Origin of the sequence: Brucella sp. MAB-22 (assembly GCF_025908475.1) — a bacterium.
Lineage (GTDB): Bacteria > Pseudomonadota > Alphaproteobacteria > Rhizobiales > Rhizobiaceae > Brucella > Brucella anthropi.
Map to the genome: position 1 here is coordinate 753,365 of NZ_CP109782.1, position 18,344 is coordinate 771,708.

The window sequence follows — 18,344 nt, forward strand, 5'->3', positions numbered from 1 at the left end:
ATGGCTTCGGCAAATCAGGCAGCAGCAATCCTGGAGGAGCGCACCGGACACCGTTTTCTCAATTTGAAACGGCTGGATCGTGCGCTCACCCACTCAAGTGTGCAGGCGCCATCGCGCGCAAATTATGAACGTCTCGAATTTCTCGGGGACCGCGTTCTGGGACTGACCGTCGCGGAAATGCTGTTCGATGAGTTTCCGGACGCATCCGAAGGTGAACTGTCGGTTCGCCTCAATGCGCTGGTGAACGCAGAAACCTGTGCGGCGATTGCCGATGAGATCGGTCTCGCTAACCTCATCCATACCGGTTCCGATATCAAGTCGCTGAATGACAAGCGTCTTTTGAATGTCCGCGCCGATGTTGTCGAAGCACTGATCGCCACGATCTATCTCGATGGCGGACTGGAGGCCGTGCGGCCTTTCGTCAAGCGCTACTGGGAGAAGCGGTCTCTGCAAACGGGCGCTGCCCGCCGTGACGCCAAGACGGAATTGCAGGAATGGGCACACCAGCAGGGCAACGTCCATCCTTCATACGCCATCATAAGCCGCACCGGTCCGGACCATGATCCGCTGTTTGCGGTGGAGGTTACGGTCAAGGGCTTTGCTACGGAAACGGGTGAGGGGCGTTCCAAAAGAATAGCCGAACAGAATGCGGCGGAAGCGATGCTTTATCGCGAAGGCGTCTGGAAGCGTGACGATTCCGCTTGATGCAAGAGTTGGCGTTTTTTAAGTCGAGATCGGTTATAATCAGTCAATTACGATGTGTCGCTTTCGTCGGCGGTTTTGTCGTATCCGGAATGCCGTACGCAGGGGACGGCGGCGTTCTGCAAGGAAATATCGTCTGGAAGGATAAAAAATGAACAATCGGACGACGCCGGCTGACGGCGAAAACGAGGCAGGCCAGACCCGGTCCGGCTTCGTGGCGTTGATCGGGGCGCCGAATGCGGGGAAATCCACGCTGGTCAACCAGCTTGTGGGAACGAAGGTTTCTATCGTCACGCACAAGGTGCAGACGACGCGCGCTCTTGTGCGCGGCATATTCATCGAAGATCAGGCGCAGATCGTCCTGGTGGACACACCTGGTATTTTCCGGCCGAAGCGCAGGCTCGACCGTGCCATGGTCACCACGGCCTGGGGCGGTGCGAAGGATGCCGACATCATTCTCGTTCTTCTCGATTCGCAAGGCGGTTTGAACGAGAACGCCGAAGCGCTGCTTTCGAGCATGAAGGATGTGCGCCGGAAGAAGGTTCTGGTGCTCAACAAGGTTGATCGTGTCGATCCGCCGGTTTTGCTGGAGCTTGCCCGCAAGGCCAACGAGCTGGTCGCGTTCGACCAGACCTTCATGATCTCGGCGCTGAACGGATCGGGCTGCAAGGATCTTGCGAAATATCTCGCAGAGAACGTGCCGAACGGTCCTTGGTATTATCCGGAAGATCAGATTTCCGACATGCCGATGCGGCAGCTTGCAGCCGAAATCACGCGCGAAAAGCTCTATCTGCGCCTGCATGAAGAACTGCCTTACTCGTCGACGGTGGAAACCGAACGCTGGGAAGAGCGCAAGGATGGATCAATCCGCATCGAGCAGGTGATCTATGTCGAGCGCGAAAGCCAGAAGAAGATCGTGCTTGGCCACAAGGGCGAGACGATCAAGGCAATCGGGCAATCCGCGCGTAAGGAAATCTCCGAGATACTGGAACAGACGGTTCATCTCTTCCTTTTCGTGAAAGTGCGTGAGAACTGGGGCAACGACCCGGAACGCTATCGTGAAATGGGTCTTGATTTTCCAACCTAAATTATAAGACTGGCGGCCATGGAATGGCGCGATGAAGGCATAATTCTCGGGACACGACGCCATGGCGAGACAAGCGCCATCGTGGAAGTGATGACCCGTGAGCATGGCCGCCATATGGGTATGGTGCGCGGCGGGCGTTCCCGCCGCATGCAGCCTTTGCTACAGCCGGGCAATCATGTGGACGTGACATGGTGGGCGCGGCTGGACGAGCATATGGGCAGTTTTACCATCGAACCGCTGGAATTTGCCGCCGCCCGCCTCATCGAAACGCCGGTGGCGTTATACGGTATCCAACTGGCGGCTTCCCATTTGCGTCTCCTGCCGGAACGCGATCCGCATCGCGGCCTCTATGAGACATTGCGGCTCATCATCGAACATTTTGACGATCCGCTGGCCTCCGGCGAACTGGTGCTGCGTTTCGAAGTGATGATGCTTGAAGAGCTGGGCTTCGGCCTTGATCTCAAGAAATGCGCGGCAACAGGCGTCAAGGAAGACCTGATCTATGTGTCGCCGAAATCCGGGCGCGCGGTCTGCCGTGATGCGGGTGCGCCATGGGCTGACAAGCTTCTGCTGCTACCCGGCTTCGTCAACAACACGGCTGTTCGCGCGTCGTCCTATGACGACATCGATCATGCGTTCACGATGACAGGCTATTTTCTGATGCGGCATGTCTGGGAGCCGCGTGCTGTAACACCGCCTGATGCGCGGGGTGGGTTTTTGAATGCTCTCGGGCGGGCAATCAGCCCTTAGATGCATTTGATCCTGTTCTCACAGGCAGGCTGAAAACCTCACCTTCGAAGGCATCCGCTCCGCGTCCGATTGCGCGTATGGCTGCAACCATTCGTCCATTTCGCCCCAGAATTTCGTCTGCGAGCGATATGAGCCTGATATTCGGCGTCGCAGATGGTGACAGGCTGCGAACAAGCGCGGCAAGCTCGCTTTCATCCAGCGTCGGGTTCAATGCGGAAGCGATGATATAAGCCGCGGCCGTAGAACGAGAAATGCCAGCATAACAATGGATGAGCAAAGGCGCGTCCATGGGCCAGCTCTTCGCGAAGTTCAGAAGTCCCCGCACATGGCTTTCATCGGGGGCAATCAGCCCCTCGCGTGGCTCAATAATATCGCTGAACGTCAGTGACAGGCGATTGGCATCGTATCCATCAGGCAGAGCCACCGGAGCCTCGCTTCCAAGCGTCACGACATGGCTTGGCTGGTGCGATGCGAGTTGTGTTGCCAGTTGCGACAAGGGCGTCACGACGATCCGGCTCATCGAGGGTGTCGCGCCTTGTCCAATGCCGCAAATCGCGCCAGGAAATCCGTCTGCACGTCTTGTGTGGGGCGCGGTGCGATATCCAGCCCTGCGGGGTCGAAGCCACGCGGGCGCCCGAAATATTTAACGGCCTCGGTCTCGGTGAAACCGGCAAGTCGTGTGGCTTCAAAGAAAGCGGCAACCTGATCCGCGCGCTTGATCAGCGTCTTGAGTTGGACGGGCACGGTAATCGGTAGCGAGAAGCGCAGGTGAATTGCGTTTTCCAGTCGCGTTTCAATTATCTTGTAATTACCACCCATCACCGCCTTGAAGGGCGAGATCATGTCACCGATCACATATTCCGGTGCGTCGTGCAGGAGTGACAATAGCTGCCATTCAACGCTGGCATCGGGCACCAGCCGGTTGAATATCTGATCCACGAGCAGCGAGTGCTGTGCAACCGAAAATGCATGTTCACCAACAGTCTGACCGTTCCAGCGCGCAACACGGGCAAGGCCGTGAGCAATATCTTCGATTTCAATATCGAGCGGCGAGGGGTCAAGCAGGTCGAGACGGCGTCCCGACAACATGCGCTGCCAGGCACGTGTCTTGCCGGAAGATCGGTCGGCGCTTGCCATCAGGCGTTACCCGCTTCAGCTTCCGGAAACGCGAACCGCACATGAGGCGGCAAGGTGAGTGTTATGGGCGTTTCGCCAGCCAGAATCGGACTGCCCGCATCTATCGCATCCTTGGCGCGATCGATGCGCACAAGCGCGATGCCGATAGTGTCAGCGGAGCTTCCTGTCGTGCCGATCTCGCGCCCATCAACGGTAATGGACGTACCCATCGGAGGTAGATTTCCATCGGAGTGCGCCACCAGAACGCGCCGCCGAGCCGTACCGCGATGCTGCATGCGCGACACGACTTCCTGCCCGATGAAACAGCCTTTCGGGAAGGAAACGCCGCCGGTCTGGTCGAAATTGACGTCATGCGGGAAGACGTCATTATAAGCGAAATCCGTTTCGCCTTCCGCTATGCCATACTCTGCGCGCAGCTTTGTCCATGCGCTTTCATCGGTCGTGCCATCGGCCGGACCGTAAATCCGGTGTACGTTCAGCTCGGTCGGAAAGCGGCTGTCCCGCTTGATTGAATCATTCTGTGAAGGATGTGATTCAGTTTGCCAGGAAACACTGACAAGCGATTCTGGTAGTTGCGTTATTTCGGCTTTTGCACGCAGCCTGTAGAGGGTGATACGCTTGATGAAATCGGCGGCAATGCTTGCCGGGAGATCGAAACGCAAGCCGCCATCAATGCGTGAAACGAGAAAATCGAACAGGATTTTCCCTTGCGGAGCGAGCAATGCTCCCGGTTTCAGGTTGTCCGGTCCAAGCTTGTCGAGGTCGGTGGTAATCACAGCCTGCAGAAATTTTTCCGCCTCTTCGCCAGTGATATGAACCAAAGCCCTGTTTGAAAGATTTACCACTTCAACTGCCGTCGTCATCGCTTCGTCCTTGCCTTTCGCGCCTTCGTTACGTAAGCCCCAATGGAAAGGCTCGCAAGTCCTATCAATCTGGCAGGAGACAACTATGGCCGAAACATTCGATACGATTTTGAAGGGTGCAACCATCGTCAATCACGACGGTATAGGCCAACGCGACGTCGGTATTCGCAATGGTCGCATCGCTGCCATAGGCTCTCTTTCCACACATACGGCAGGTGAGGTGATCGACTGCACCGGCCTGCATATTCTGCCCGGCGTGGTGGATAGCCAGGTCCATTTCCGCGAACCTGGCCTTGAACACAAGGAAGATCTCGAAACCGGTTCACTCGCAGCCGTGCTGGGTGGGGTGACCTCCGTGTTCGAGATGCCGAACACCAAGCCGCTCACCACTTCCGCCGAGACGCTGGAAGACAAGATTCGTCGTGGCCGCCATCGCATGCACTGCGATTTCGCTTTCTGGGTTGGTGGTACGCGCGACAATGCAAACGACGTTGCTGAACTGGAACGCCTGCCGGGCGCTGCTGGCATCAAGGTTTTCATGGGATCGTCCACCGGCGATCTGCTTGTTGAAGACGATGATGGCGTTCGTTCGATCCTGAAGAACACGCGCCGTCGCGCGGCCTTCCACTCTGAAGACGAGTTCCGGTTGAAGGAACGCGAAGGCCTGCGCGTGCAGGGTGATCCGTCGAGCCATCCGGTCTGGCGCGACGAAGTTGCAGCGCTTCAATGCACGGAACGGCTTGTGCGCATCGCTCGCGATACTGGCGCCCGCATTCACGTACTGCATATCTCCACAGCCGAAGAAATCGACTTCCTGAAAGATCACAAGGATGTCGCGACGTGCGAAGCAACGCCGCATCATCTCACCTTGTCGGCAGACGATTACAAGACACTCGGCAATCTCATCCAGATGAATCCGCCTGTCCGTGACAAGCGTCACCGCGATGGCGTATGGAAGGGCATCGATCAGGGTATTGTCGATGTGCTCGGTTCTGACCACGCTCCGCATACGCTGGAAGAAAAGCAGAAGCCTTATCCGGCTTCCCCGTCTGGCATGACAGGCGTGCAGACGCTGGTGCCCATCATGCTTGATCACATCAATGCGGGTAGGCTCACGCTGGAGCGCTTCGTCGATCTTTCCAGCCACGGCCCGAACCGTATTTTTGGCATGGCGCGCAAGGGTCGTATTGCAGTCGGCTACGATGCCGACCTGACCATCGTGGACATGAAGCGCCGCGAAACGATCACGCATGAGCAGGCCGGTTCGAAGGCTGGCTGGACGCCCTATCATGGCAAGACCGTTACCGGATGGCCGATTGGCACTTTCGTGCGCGGCATAAAGGTGATGTGGGAAGCGGAGATCGTCAACGCCAACAAGGGCGAGCCGGTGGAATTCCTCGAGGCATTGCCGCATCGCTGAAGGTCGTCTCATGTTCGTTGTCAACCTGACCTACATCAAGCCTCTTGAGGAGATCGGGAGGCATCTCGAAGCGCATCGGGAGTTTCTGGACCGGCAATATGCGGATGGCGTTTTCCTGGCTTCCGGGCCGAAAAACCCACGAAACGGCGGCGTGATCCTTGCAAGCGGTAAGGTCAGCAAAAGTGAGCTGGACGCGATACTGAGGCTTGACCCTTTCAGGCAACACGGACTGGCAACTTATGACGTTGTGGAGTTTACGCCAGCAAAGTATGCACCTCCTCTTGGGGATATTCTTTAAGGTAAGGAGCTGGTAACGTGTTGGCGTGATCTGTCCGCTCTTTGTCCGTCAGGTGGCTTTTGATCCAAGTTGCAAGGCGTAGTCTCTCCCTATAGTCTTTTTATAGGGAGAACAAAAATGTCCGCTCAAGATACAGCTTTGCTGGTTATCGACGCTCAGGAGTCATTCCGCCACCGGCCTTACTACCGGGACGAAGAGGTTGGCGCCTATATTGAACGCCAGCAGGCGCTGATCGATGGCGCAAAGCGTGCCGGTATTCCAGTGGTGCAGATTTTCCATGTCGAGAATGAAGGCCCATTCTCGGAAGCATCGGGTCTGGTGAAGGCGATTTCGCCCCTGTCGATTGAGCCCGATGCAGTCTTCCGCAAGCGTCGCCACAGCGCGCTGGTGGGAAGCGGGCTTGATGTGTGGCTGATTGCCAATGGTATCCGCCGTGTGCTGGTTTCGGGTATCCGCACAGAGCAATGCTGCGAGACGACAACACGGCAGGCATCGGATTTTGGATATCACGTCGATTTCGTCAGTGAAGCGACATTGACCTTTCCCATGACTGACGAAAGCGGCCATGAGTGGAGCGCTGTGGACATCAAGGCTCGCACCGAGCTTGTTCTGGCCAATCGCTTTGCTCGTATCGTAACTGTGGAACAGGCGCTCGCCACGCCCGGAGAACGGAAGGCAGCATGAGTGACCAAGCGGACATTGTCCGGGTAGTTCCGGTTTATGTCGTAATCCCGCCACGTGTGCTTCTGCTCGACGTGGCGGGACCGCTGGAGGTTTTGCGCAAGGCAAATCTTGAACAGCATAAGGTACGGTTCGACGTTTGTTATATCGGGCCAGCATCGACCGTGCTTAGTTCCATCGGTCTGCCAGTGGCGGGGGTGGAGCTTTTGCCAGAAGCCTTGCCAGATGACGCACTGGTCATTGTTTCGGGTGCTGCCGATATTCCGCTCGGAAACGCGGAGATCCACCGATCCGCTGATGCGGCACTTGAAAATGAAATCGTTCTATGGCTTCGCCGGGCAGTTCGCCCCGGTGTGCGGCTGGTGACGATCTGTTCCGGTGCGCTGCTCGCAGCGCGCGCGGGATTACTCGACGGCTATTCCTGCACCACGCACCATCTAACGCTTGGTGAACTCGAACGGCTGGCGCCTGCCGCACGCGTGCATGAGAACAGGCTGTTCGTTGAAGACGGCGAGCGGTTGACGAGCGCGGGCATCACCGCAGGCATCGATCTGATGCTGCACATCGTGGCGGGGCTGACCGATCACGCCACGGCGCTGGCGGTTGCGCGTTATCTGGTCGTTTATCTGCGGCGCAGTGGCAATGATCCGCAACTATCGCCCTGGCTTGATGGGCGAAACCATATGAACCCGGTTGTGCATCGCGCACAGGATGCCATCGCGCACGATCCGGCGGCGGAATGGTCGGTGGAACGACTGGCGGATATTGGCGGTGCGAGTCCGCGCAACTTCTCGCGTCTGTTCAATGAATATGCCGGAATGACGGTGACCGACTATGTCAATCGTCTCAAGATCAGCCTTGCGCGCGAGATGCTTCTGAATTCCGAGCTCGATATCGAGAATGTTGCGGCGCAAGCGGGTTTTGCTTCTGCACGGCAGTTTCGCCGGGTCTGGCAACGCATCTACAACGAGCCGCCGAGCCGGGTACGTTTCGGGGTCTGACTATTCACCCGCAGTGAAAAAGCGCCAGCTACCGTCCGGCCCGATGCCGATACTGTAGAAGATATAGCCGCCTGCTTTCTTCATATCCTCGAAATCACCGGCGGTGACGATTTCGAAAAGCTCCACGATCTGCGGCGGTGTCAGTCTGTCGAGGGGCATGGCGTAGAAATAGGGCCAGACATAAACCTCGTCGTCCTTGCCTGCATTCAGGTGCACATAGCCCGTATCCAGTAGATCGACGATGATTGCCAGAACTTCACGGCCTGCTTCGTCGCCCGACAGCGATTTGAGGAAATCGATAACGTCTTCCTCGTGGTCCTCAAGCGAGAGCTGGGTGGCCTTGTCCTCGACGCCGAGGAGCGGTCGCAATTGCTCAATGTCGCCGGAGCGGGCAGCTTCCAGCATGCGCTCCCGCGTCAGCCTCACAGGCTCAGGCAGCTTGTCGAAATCGCGATGGATTTCCGGCATGGGCTTGGAGGATGTCGCCGGGGCAGGCTCATGGCCGGGCGACACTCTTGGTATTGCGCGCGGAAGCGCTCCGGGCACGGGAATGGGAGAAGGATTGTCGCTCTCATCGGCAATTGCACGGCCACCGGGGCGTTGCAGGAAATCCGATTGGTTCGCCAGTGCGACGTCAAAAGAGTTTGCCGCGGCTGCGGGCAAGGCAATGCCGCAGGCAAGGATTATCCCGGCCAATAAAGCTCGGGGCGAGGCGAAGTTCCTGATCGGGAATGACATTTGGCGCAAGAAGAGGGACGCCGGGAGGGAACTGCTACGCCGGTCTGGTCCCGCGACCGGCGCTCTATCGATGCTATTGAAGAATGCGCTGCGGCAGGAAGGTTCCCGCTACAATCTGTTCGCGCATTTTCTCAATCAGCTCCAGCGCACAATCGTCGCCCGCTTCACGGATCAGTTCAGTAAGCGCGGTCGTAAAGGCTGCTTCGGCAAGGATTTCCGGTTCGATACCTTCAGAGATACCGTCTGCCCAGGCCTCGTTATGATATTCGATTGCGACGAGTTTCTTCTCGCGCGCAATCATTTCGTCCAGATCGGCCGGTGCATGTTCCATAGACTTCATCCTGGCTTTCGCCTTTCTGTTGCACTGTCGGTGTCTCACCGTTTCGCGGGAGCTCAACCATCTGGCAACGTGACTGCCTTCTTAAGACAGTGTTAACAGATTATCACGGATTTGAACGAACTAATCCTGTCAATCCGCACAAGAGTGAATGATTGGTTAATTTCCATAGCGCGAGATGATCTCGTTCGACAAGTCCTCGCCTTCCTTCATGTAGCGATCAATCGCCGCAAGCGCCGAAGGGGTGCAACGGGTATAATTGTCGCTGAACACGCGATACCCGTGGTTGAAGCTCGAAATGAGCCGCACCCGTTCGGCTTCGGAAGGCTTTTCCGCCGTCACAATCGCATCCATCCGATCGCGCCATTCGCTACCAGCTTCGCCACACAGATTGCGCAGATAGTGAAGCGAGCCGAGAATTTCGGCGAGCCGCAACATCTTCCCTTCATAGGGCGCGTCCTGAGCGGAAGCCGGACATGCCGCCCCGACCCATAAAGCGATCGAGAAGCAGATAGCCGGTCGAAAAAACGGAATGCTTTTCAATCGAAAACCTCTCACCTGAAAATGAGCTATTGCTATAAATCGGGGCCTCTTCAAGGCAGATCGCTAAACAGGATTAATATCCAAGCGCTCGTCTTCATTTTCCGCCACCGTGCGGGCGACATCGAGGGTACTGTCCGTCACCTTTGCGGACGCCATTTCTTCTATCGTCAGCCAGTGAATGGATGCGGCGTCGTCTCCGGCAATTTCCTGCCCCGAAACTTCGATGGCCCGGAACACAGACAGATAATAGCTCTTGTCATATGCCTTTCCCTCAAGCGCCAGATCTACAGTAATGACGTGCGATAGCGCCCTTGCATCAAGCGCCGTTTCTTCCTTGAGCTCGCGGATCGCGGCTTGTTCGGGTGTTTCGCCCGGTTCGATACTTCCTCCCGGAAAGGCAAGCCAGCCTTTCCACGGCTCCTTCCCGCGCTCGACCAGAAGGAAGCGCCCTTCGCGTCTGCAGATCAGTGAAACACCATGAACCTTCAGAGGTATCGGAACTACGGGAACTGTTTTCATCATGCTAGAGCTACACCGTTGGTAATGGAAAAGCACCCCTTGACCGGCGCAGAAAAACGCTAAACATGGCTACCATGTGTGGACGTTTTTCATTGACTGCAAGCCGGGAGGAGTTGGAAGCCTTCGCGGCCGCATTGATCGCAGAGGATTTTCCTCCACGATACAACATCGCGCCAACGCAACCCATATTGACTATTCTGGGCGGGGAAACGCCACCGCCGGGCAGCAACAGGCCGGATCGCGTCGGCTTGCTGGTGCGATGGGGTTTTGTCCCGTCATGGGTCAAAGACCCGAACGACTGGCCGCTCATGTTCAACATCCGCTCCGAGACGGCTGCAGAGAAGAATTCGTTCCGTGCGGCGCTGAACCATCGGCGCGCCCTGATCCCGGCATCGGGTTTCTATGAATGGCGCCGTGAGGGGAAGAACAAGGCTCAAGCCTACTGGGTGCGCCCGCGCAAGGGCGGAATCGTTGCTTTTGGCGGCTTGATCGAGACATGGAGCAGTGCGGACGGATCGCAGATCGATACCGGAGGCATATTGACGACGAGTGCCAACGGCCTGTTGCGGCCGATTCATGAACGGATGCCTGTTGTTGTGCAGCCGGAAGATTTTGCCCGCTGGCTGGACTGCAAACGTTTTCTGCCGCGCGAAGTGGCGGATATCATGCGTCCGGCTCAGGATGATTTCTTTGATGCAATTCCGGTGTCGGACAAGGTCAACAAGGTGGCCAACACGACGCCCGATTTGCAGGAGCGTGTAAAGGAACAGGTTCCTTCGGAGCATGCAAAGCCGAAGCGAAAGAACAAGCCCGAATCCGATGACGGAAATGGCGGGCAGCTTTCGATGTTCTGACCGTGACCGCCAGTCTTGCTGAACTGGCGCTATTTGTTACGCATCCACCGACTCTGATCGCCGAGCCTGCGCGGCTCGGCGCTGAACGACATCAGCTTCTTCAGCCTGTCTTCTTGACGGCGAGAATGGAACGCCGGCGATTGTCGTTACGACCGTCGCTGCTGCGCCGCGTTGCGTTCAGCAATGCTGCAACAAGCACGGCAGGCCCGATTTCGCGGTATTTATCAACCAGTCGGTCTTGGCGGGGTTGCAGTTCACTCTTAGACATTGGTCCTTCCTTTCGATAATGCCTGCTCACCATTTTGTGATTGATTGAGACCGAATGAAGGCTGTTTGGAGCCGGTTTTGCGGTTTTCCGGTTAACGCGGGAAAGGGGGATATGCAGGTTGCAAAAATACAACATGCTTGGTGATCTCACTAAACTATCAGCCGCTTAGCGAAAGTTCTTGACGGAAGCACTCCTGCTGAGGATAAGTGCAGCCATGAAAACGCCGACCACGATCATTTGTATTTGTGCGATTATTATTGGCTAGCAGTTTGCTGGCCCGGCCGTTTTCGTCTCCCTTTCATAAAAATTGGATGATAACGCCCCGGCCAGTCGGCTGCGGTCAGTTGCGCACTGATTTCACAGGTCTATTTGGGGAATATTTACAATGGCTTATGCGCCACAACTGCGTCTGTACAACACGCTGACCCGCACGAAGGAGGAGTTTTCTCCTCTCGATGCTGACAATGTGCGCATGTATGTCTGCGGACCAACGGTTTATGACTTCGCGCATATAGGCAATGCCCGTCCGGTGATCGTTTTCGACGTGTTGTTTCGTCTGCTGCGTCATGTCTATGGCGCAGAACATGTCACCTATGCGCGCAACATTACCGACGTTGATGACAAGATTAACGCCCGTGCCGCGCGGGATTACCCTGATCTTGCCTTCAATGAAGCCATTCGTCGGGTGACGGAAAGCACCAATGCGCAGTTTCAGGCTGACGTGACGGCACTCGGCAATCTGCAGCCCAGTGTTCAGCCGCGTGCAACCGAGCATATGGACGAGATGCGCGCGATGATCGATCGTCTCGTGAAGCTTGGTGTGGCCTATGTGGCTGAGGACCATGTCCTCTTCTCGCCGTCCGCCATGAATGAACGGAAGGGGCCGCGCTATGGTGCGCTCGCCCGCCGTTCGCTGGATGAGATGCTGGCTGGCGCCCGCGTTGACGTCGCGTCTTACAAACGGGACGAAATGGATTTCGTCTTGTGGAAACCGTCGAAAGAGGGCGAGCCGGGCTGGTCGTCTCCTGCGGGGATTGCGGTGCTGGGCCGGCCGGGCTGGCACATCGAGTGCTCGGCCATGTCGATGGCCAAGCTGCTTGAGCCGTTTGGTGGCGGATTGAAGTGCGATGATCCGCTGAAAAACCAGTTCGACATTCATGGCGGCGGTATCGATCTCGTCTTCCCGCATCACGAGAACGAAATTGCGCAGTCATGCTGCGCATTCGGCACTGAGCGGATGGCAAACATCTGGATGCATAACGGCTTCTTGCAGGTCGAAGGGCAGAAGATGTCGAAATCGCTCGGCAATTTCATCACCATTCGCGATGTGCTGAACGAAGGCCTGCCGCAACTGGGCGTATGGGATGACGTGGATGCGCGTGATCGCTGGATCGGTCTGGCGGCACGCTTGTCGATGCTACAGACGCATTATCGTGAGCCGATCAACTGGACGGCGCAGCGTCTGGCAGAATCCGCCGACGAACTGCATCGCTGGTATGGCTTGCTGCGCGACAGGAAGTTCACTGTACCGGAAACGCTGACCGCAGTTGGTGAAGTCGTTGAGGCCTTGTCTGACGATTTGAACAGCTGGACGGCGATCACCGCATTGCGCAAGGCTTTCAAAGCACGCGATATCACCGGATTAGGCGAGGGCATGGCGCTGCTGGGCTTGTTGGATCCGCATTTCGTTATGGCTGAAGATATTCCTGTCTTTGCAAAGGCGGAAGTGGATCATCAAGCCATCGAAGCACGTATCGCGGAGCGTCTGCGCTTCATCAATGAGAAGAACTGGGCTGAGGCTGATCGCATTCGCGACGAACTGCTTCAGGAAGGTGTTCAGCTCAAGGATGGCAAGGACCCGGTAACGGGCGAACGCACAACCAGCTGGGATGTGGTAGGCTAACAAGCTTATGGAGCAGGGAGGATGACATGACGCTTGATAACAAACCGATCTATACCGGCGGATGCCAGTGCGGTGCGGTTCGCTTTCGCGTCGACGGCGCGATGGGCTCCGCATCGATCTGCCATTGCCGCATGTGCCAGAAAGCGTTCGGTAATTTCTATGCGCCGCTGGTTTCGGTGAGCGATGCGAAGCTGGAATGGACGCGCAACGAGCCGAAGCGCTTTCGTTCGTCCAATCATGTGCAGCGGGGCTTTTGTCCCGAATGCGGCACGCCGCTTACCTACGAAGCGCCCGACGGGATCGCGCTTGCCATAGGCGCTTTCGATGCACCGGAGGAAATCGAGCCGACGGTTCAGTGGGGCATCGAAAAGCAGCTGCCCTATGTGCCGGAACTTGCAAATCTTCCCGGCTACACAACGGAACGCGATCCGGAGAGCATCGAATTTGTACGAACGATGATTTCCTACCAGCATCCCGATTACGACACTGAAAGCTGGCCGCAACAGCAAGGTTGACCGGACCGCAGACCCACCGACAGGCAGGCACAATGGCACGCGAACGCATCTATATCTACGACACCACTTTGCGGGATGGGCAGCAGACGCTTACCGTCCGCCCGCAGCCGCGAAGCGTGCGAGGACGGACAAAACTTGAAACGGGAGGTTGTTGTCCAGCCCGAATGCGGGGAGCAGAATAATGGCACGCGAACGCATCTATATCTACGACACCACTTTGCGGGATGGGCAGCAGACACCCGGCATTGACTTCTCGGTCGAGGACAAAAAGTCGATTGTCGTGCTGCTGGAAGAGCTGGGCGTCGATTATGTGGAAGGTGGTTATCCGGGCGCAAATCCGACTGATACGGCTTTCTTCAAGCGTCGCCAGACTGCCCGCGCCAAGTTTGTGGCCTTCGGCATGACGAAGCGTGCAGGCGTTTCGGCATCCAACGATCCGGGCCTTTCCAGTTTGCTTCAAGCCTCTGCCGATGCTGTTTGCTTCGTTGCCAAGAGCTGGGACTATCATGTCCGCCTGGCGCTGGGCTGTACCAATGAGGAAAATCTGGAGTCGATCACGGCTTCCGTCACTGCTGCGCGTATGGCAGGACGGGAAGCGCTGGTCGATTGCGAGCATTTCTTCGACGGATACAAGGCCAATCCCGAATATGCGCTTGCCTGTGCCAAGGCTGCCTATTCGGCAGGTGCGCGCTGGGTTGTGCTTTGCGATACGAATGGCGGCACGCAACCGTCGGAAATCGCCGAAATTGTTGCCGCCGTGACGGCTGTAGTTCCGGGTGAAAGCCTTGGCATCCACGCCCATAACGACACCGAGCAGGCGGTCGCCGTCTCGCTTGCAGCTATCGATGCGGGTGTTCGCCATGTGCAGGGGACCCTCAACGGGATAGGCGAGCGTTGCGGCAATGCCAATCTCGTTTCGCTGATCCCTACACTGGCGCTGAAACCCTATTGGGCAGAGCGTTTTGAGCTGGGGATCAAGCCTGCTGCGCTGAAGGGGATCACGCGGATTTCGCGCGCCTTCGATGATATCCTGAATCGTCCGCCGACGGAGCAGGCGCCCTATACTGGCACTTCCGCATTTGCGACCAAGGCCGGAATCCATGCTTCCGCGCTGCTCAAGGAACCGCAGACCTATGAGCATGTGCCACCGGAATCCGTCGGTAACAGCCGGCGTGTCATGGTGTCGGATCAGGGTGGAAAGTCCAATTTCATCGCCGAACTGGAACGCCGGGGCATTCGCGTTGCGAAGGACGATGTGCGTCTCGATACGTTGATTGCCGTGGTCAAGGAGCGCGAAGCCGAAGGCTATGCCTATGAAGGCGCGGATGCGAGTTTCGAACTTCTTGCGCGCAACATGCTGACGCCACAGCCGGAATTCTTCAAGGTCGAATCCTTCCGCTGCCTCGTCGAGCGTCGTTTCGATGCCAACGGCATGTTGAAGACCGTTTCCGAGGCCGTGGTCAAGGTTGAGGTCGATGGCGAGGTTCGCATGTCGGTCGCCGAAGGACATGGCCCGGTCAACGCGCTCGATATTGCATTGCGCAAGGACCTCGGGCGTTTTCAGGCCGAAATCGAGGATCTTGAACTGGTGGACTTCAAGGTGCGTATCCTCAATGGCGGTACGGCGGCTATTACGCGCGTTCTGATAGAATCCGGAGATGCGACCGGTGCCCGCTGGCGCACGGTTGGCGTGTCGGACAATATCATCGACGCGTCCTTTCAGGCACTGATGGATTCGGTCAACTACAAGCTGATGAAGAACCGCGCGATGGCCGGACTGGCTGCTGCTGAGTAAACCCATCTGTTCACGGCGATTGATGCTTCGATCAGTTTAATTGAATGGATTTTATGGGTTGTTGGGCGCATAGCAGGTGAAGTTTGATGCTTCGCCTGCCGCAATCGGTTTGCGACATCTTCAGTTTCGCCGAGGAGAGAGGCATGTCCGACCAGACCATCACCGATACGCGCCTTTCTGACGGGTCGCGCGGTTTTCTGATGGCTTTGGCAGCCTATGGGCTCTGGGGCGCTCTACCGTTCTATCTCAAGGCACTTGGCCACATCCCGGCAATGGAAGTCGTGTCGCATCGCGTGATCTGGTCGGTTCCGGTCGCGCTGCTGCTTTTGCTGGCTCTGGGCCAGTTCAAAGGCATTCTCAACGCCGTGCGCCAGCCGCGTATGCTGGCCATGGCTGCTCTGACAGCCGGGCTTATCACTATCAACTGGTCGATCTATGTGTGGGCTGTGGCTCATGATCAGGTGATGGGTGCAGCGCTCGGCTACTACATCAATCCACTGTTCAATGTCGTCCTCGGGGGTCTCTTCCTCGGCGAAAGGCTGACCAGGGTTCAATATGTTGCCGTGGGACTGGCTTTCGCTGCAGTGATACTGCTGACCGTCAATGCAGGCGGTTTGCCGTGGGTATCGCTGGCGCTGCCACTGACTTTCGGCCTCTATGGTTTCTTCCGCAAGTCACTGCCAATGCCACCGCTGCAGGGCTTTACACTTGAAGTGCTCATCCTGTGCATTCCGGCGCTGGGCTATGTGCTGTGGCTGGCCGCAAACGGTCAGGACCATTTCTCGACCGGCCCAGCGTTTAACGTGACGATGCTGCTTCTGGCGGGGCCTTTCACAGCCATCCCGCTGATCCTTTATGCAGGTGGTGCCAAATTGCTGCGCTATACGACGCTCGGCCTCATGCAGTATATGACGCCGACGATGTTGTTTTTCTTTGCGATTTTCATCTTCCACGAGCCGTTCTCGACAGCTCAGCTCGGTGCTTTCGCGCTGATCTGGGCCGGTCTTGCGCTCTATACATGGTCGATGCTGGTCGAACATCGCCGGGGGCGGGTGAAGGCCTGATCTTCACAATTCGCTGAATGTGATTCTCTTCTGGTGGATATCCCGCCAGAAGCCTTATTTTGGCCGCTGTCTTTGCCACTCTTCCGCCGATAATCCTTGGCGGAGAATTATTTAAAATGGTCTTCTGGTCAGCGTCAGCAAACGAAAGACTAGTTGCTGCGACGGCGGAGCCAGATTTTGCGTCCTTCGGAGCTGTCCTCAAGGGCGAGCCACTTTCTTCCCACAGTCTGAGACCATTCCGGCAGGTCCGGTTTTCCCTGCATACACATCTGCGGTTCTGTCTGGCACTGGCAGCCGCTACCGTCATTGCCGGGGGCGGATTTTTGTTTACGACAGGGCGGCTGGTGCGGCATGGGCGGCCTGCACAACCGGTCATGTTCAATACAACTACACTGAGAAGGAACCGCGCCGCACCGAAAGAAGCGCGACTGGTGCCGGAAGGGAGTATTGCCCCCGGAAGTCGGGTATCAAGACGCATCGACATAGCTGAAGGCGTCGAGGACGGCGACGCGCGCCTTTACACCTACCAGCATGTGGTTCTTGACGTCAAAGGCTCAAAACGCGCCGCGATTGATGATGCGCTTCGCGGGGGAATTTCCTCGCTGAAATCTCGTTCGGAACCAGCCGAAGAAGCACTGGAGCGGGGTATTCCGGTCAATGTCAGTCTCGCCAGACCGGCCGTAGGAACAGAAGCCAAGGTTCATGAAATTATTGTCGCGCCGCAGTCACGCGAACGATTGGGTGCGTTGTTGCAGGCAGCAGGCATAGCAATCGAGGACAGCAAGCGGCTTGAGGGGGCTCTGGCTCGAACTGAACTGGTACCCGGTGACAGTCTGGAACTGCTGGTCGATAAATCGGGGCAAGACGCTGGCGCTGATGGCGAACAGCACATCGCGCTTGCGCGCTTCGAGCATGGCGATATCGATAAAGCTGTCTACGGACGTGCCGACGATGGCGTTTTTCGCGCTACCGGCAATGAACGCCTTTTTGCACGACTGTCGCGCGATGCGATGCTGACAGCCTACCACCCACAAAATGAGGTCAGCAGTAGCGGCTCCATTCCGTCCCGGCTGGCACAGGCGGGCGCACCGAAAGCAATCGTCGGTGAAGTCGAGAGGCTGGCTTCACAGAATGGTATTTCGCTGAATGGTGGTAAAAGGCCGGACTTGATCGACCTGCTCTTCCGCAAAAGTGCGGAGACGGAACCGGAACTGGTTTTTGTCGAGTTCACAACGGATGGGAAAAGCCGCCGCCTGTATCGTCATGAAGGCAATGGCGGTGCGGATTACTTTAATGAAGACGGCTCCTCCATGACGAAATATCTCATGCAGAAACCTCTCCCGAATGGCCGTCTCAATGATGGTTTTGGCTGGCGCATACATCCCGTTCTGCATGTTCGCAAACACCATAATGGCGTGGATTACGATGCGCCGATCGGCTCGCCCATCGTTGCAGCGGGTGACGGTGTGGTGGAGCTGATCTCGTATCAGAAGGGATATGGGAAATATGTCCGTATCCGTCATCAGGGTGGCTACAGCACGACCTATGCGCATCTTTCAGCGGCCAGAAAAGACCTGAAGGTTGGCGAGCACGTCAAGCAGGGTGAGGTGATCGCCTATGTCGGGTCGACAGGTTATTCAACAGGCCCACACCTCTATTATGAGCTCAAGGTCGGCGATCAGTATGTCAATCCGTTGACGGCACGTCTCAACGCTGGTGAAAAACTGACTGGCTCGTCCCTGAACAGCTTCCGTGAAGAGATCGACCACGTGGGGCAGATCGTCAATGAAATGAAGCTGCCAGTCATGCCTGCTGCGCCTGAAGCGGCGAAGGCAGCCACCGGGAAAAGTGACCGTCATTAGAGGAGTA

Annotated in this window: 21 protein-coding genes; 13 read left to right on the forward strand and 8 right to left on the reverse strand. The window is 56.9% G+C overall.

Features of this window, described 5'->3' with window-relative positions:
* The 3 genes from rnc (at position 1) to recO (ending at position 2,539) form a co-directional block, all read left to right on the forward strand.
* Positions 1-705: a ribonuclease III gene (gene rnc / locus OHI65_RS13070; protein ID WP_010661641.1), complete on the forward strand. Its 705-nt coding sequence runs from the start codon at positions 1-3 to the stop codon at positions 703-705.
* A gap of 148 nt (positions 706-853) precedes the next feature.
* Positions 854-1,789 (forward strand): GTPase Era, encoded by a 936-nt coding sequence (gene era, locus OHI65_RS13075; RefSeq protein WP_264358980.1) that lies wholly within the window; start codon positions 854-856, stop codon positions 1,787-1,789.
* Positions 1,790-1,807: 18 nt separating this feature from the next.
* Complete coding sequence (recO, locus tag OHI65_RS13080) at positions 1,808-2,539, forward strand: DNA repair protein RecO (RefSeq protein WP_012092412.1); 732 nt, start codon at positions 1,808-1,810, stop codon at positions 2,537-2,539.
* Here recO and OHI65_RS13085 read toward each other — a convergent pair.
* The 3 genes from OHI65_RS13085 to OHI65_RS13095 are packed head-to-tail and all read right to left on the reverse strand — an operon-like array spanning position 2,529 to position 4,539.
* Positions 2,529-3,059: a tyrosine phosphatase family protein gene (locus tag OHI65_RS13085; RefSeq protein WP_264358981.1), complete on the reverse strand. Its 531-nt coding sequence runs from the start codon at positions 3,057-3,059 to the stop codon at positions 2,529-2,531. The two genes, recO and OHI65_RS13085, sit on opposite strands and share 11 nt — an antisense overlap.
* Complete coding sequence (locus tag OHI65_RS13090; protein ID WP_012092410.1) at positions 3,056-3,676, reverse strand: YfbR-like 5'-deoxynucleotidase; 621 nt, start codon at positions 3,674-3,676, stop codon at positions 3,056-3,058. Before OHI65_RS13090 ends, OHI65_RS13085 begins: the two co-directional genes overlap by 4 nt.
* Positions 3,676-4,539 (reverse strand): YgfZ/GcvT domain-containing protein, encoded by an 864-nt coding sequence (locus OHI65_RS13095; protein ID WP_012092409.1) that lies wholly within the window; start codon positions 4,537-4,539, stop codon positions 3,676-3,678. Before OHI65_RS13095 ends, OHI65_RS13090 begins: the two co-directional genes overlap by 1 nt.
* Positions 4,540-4,624: 85 nt before the next feature.
* Between OHI65_RS13095 and OHI65_RS13100 the strand changes: the two genes are divergently transcribed.
* The 4 genes from OHI65_RS13100 (at position 4,625) to OHI65_RS13115 (ending at position 7,939) form a co-directional block, all read left to right on the forward strand.
* Positions 4,625-5,959, forward strand: coding sequence for a dihydroorotase (locus tag OHI65_RS13100; protein ID WP_012092408.1), 1,335 nt, complete (start codon positions 4,625-4,627; stop codon positions 5,957-5,959).
* A gap of 10 nt (positions 5,960-5,969) precedes the next feature.
* Positions 5,970-6,257 carry a YciI family protein gene (locus tag OHI65_RS13105; RefSeq protein ID WP_012092407.1) on the forward strand — a complete coding sequence of 96 codons (288 nt, stop codon included), beginning with the start codon at positions 5,970-5,972 and terminating at the stop codon, positions 6,255-6,257.
* 117 nt (positions 6,258-6,374) lie between these two features.
* Positions 6,375-6,941, forward strand: coding sequence for an isochorismatase family protein (locus OHI65_RS13110; RefSeq protein ID WP_264358982.1), 567 nt, complete (start codon positions 6,375-6,377; stop codon positions 6,939-6,941).
* On the forward strand, positions 6,938-7,939 hold the full coding sequence (locus tag OHI65_RS13115; protein ID WP_029925244.1) for a GlxA family transcriptional regulator: 1,002 nt from the start codon (positions 6,938-6,940) through the stop codon (positions 7,937-7,939). The genes OHI65_RS13110 and OHI65_RS13115 overlap by 4 nt, the downstream gene beginning before the upstream one ends.
* On the opposite strand, the gene OHI65_RS13120 is transcribed toward OHI65_RS13115, so the two are convergent.
* From OHI65_RS13120 to OHI65_RS13135, 4 genes are all read right to left on the reverse strand, one after another.
* On the reverse strand, positions 7,940-8,677 hold the full coding sequence (locus OHI65_RS13120) for a hypothetical protein (protein ID WP_264359162.1): 738 nt from the start codon (positions 8,675-8,677) through the stop codon (positions 7,940-7,942).
* A 73-nt stretch (positions 8,678-8,750) separates the two neighbouring features.
* Positions 8,751-9,017 carry a hypothetical protein gene (locus tag OHI65_RS13125; RefSeq protein ID WP_010661652.1) on the reverse strand — a complete coding sequence of 89 codons (267 nt, stop codon included), beginning with the start codon at positions 9,015-9,017 and terminating at the stop codon, positions 8,751-8,753.
* Positions 9,018-9,173: 156 nt separating this feature from the next.
* Positions 9,174-9,548: a TIGR02301 family protein gene (locus tag OHI65_RS13130; RefSeq protein WP_373418758.1), complete on the reverse strand. Its 375-nt coding sequence runs from the start codon at positions 9,546-9,548 to the stop codon at positions 9,174-9,176.
* A 72-nt stretch (positions 9,549-9,620) separates the two neighbouring features.
* Entirely contained in the window at positions 9,621-10,076 is a 456-nt protein-coding gene (locus OHI65_RS13135; protein ID WP_264359163.1) for an NUDIX hydrolase, read from the reverse strand.
* Positions 10,077-10,150: 74 nt separating this feature from the next.
* Between OHI65_RS13135 and OHI65_RS13140 the strand changes: the two genes are divergently transcribed.
* Positions 10,151-10,930, forward strand: a complete 780-nt coding sequence (locus OHI65_RS13140) for an SOS response-associated peptidase (RefSeq protein WP_264359164.1) — start codon at positions 10,151-10,153, stop codon at positions 10,928-10,930.
* A gap of 100 nt (positions 10,931-11,030) precedes the next feature.
* Here OHI65_RS13140 and OHI65_RS13145 read toward each other — a convergent pair whose 3' ends face one another.
* Positions 11,031-11,198 carry a hypothetical protein gene (locus OHI65_RS13145; RefSeq protein WP_010661656.1) on the reverse strand — a complete coding sequence of 56 codons (168 nt, stop codon included), beginning with the start codon at positions 11,196-11,198 and terminating at the stop codon, positions 11,031-11,033.
* Positions 11,199-11,583: 385 nt separating this feature from the next.
* Between OHI65_RS13145 and cysS the strand changes: the two genes are divergently transcribed.
* The 5 genes from cysS (at position 11,584) to OHI65_RS13170 (ending at position 18,337) form a co-directional block, all read left to right on the forward strand.
* The gene (gene cysS, locus OHI65_RS13150) at positions 11,584-13,101 is read left to right on the forward strand and encodes a cysteine--tRNA ligase (RefSeq protein ID WP_123218616.1); all 1,518 of its coding nucleotides are present in this window, start codon (positions 11,584-11,586) and stop codon (positions 13,099-13,101) included.
* 26 nt (positions 13,102-13,127) lie between these two features.
* Entirely contained in the window at positions 13,128-13,616 is a 489-nt protein-coding gene (locus tag OHI65_RS13155; protein WP_010661658.1) for a GFA family protein, read from the forward strand.
* A 181-nt stretch (positions 13,617-13,797) separates the two neighbouring features.
* Complete coding sequence (gene cimA / locus OHI65_RS13160; RefSeq protein WP_264358983.1) at positions 13,798-15,411, forward strand: citramalate synthase; 1,614 nt, start codon at positions 13,798-13,800, stop codon at positions 15,409-15,411.
* Between the two features lie 143 nt (positions 15,412-15,554).
* Positions 15,555-16,475, forward strand: coding sequence for an EamA family transporter RarD (gene rarD, locus OHI65_RS13165; RefSeq protein ID WP_010661660.1), 921 nt, complete (start codon positions 15,555-15,557; stop codon positions 16,473-16,475).
* A 116-nt stretch (positions 16,476-16,591) separates the two neighbouring features.
* Positions 16,592-18,337, forward strand: coding sequence for a M23 family metallopeptidase (locus tag OHI65_RS13170; RefSeq protein ID WP_264358984.1), 1,746 nt, complete (start codon positions 16,592-16,594; stop codon positions 18,335-18,337).
* The last annotated feature ends 7 nt before the right edge of the window (positions 18,338-18,344 follow it).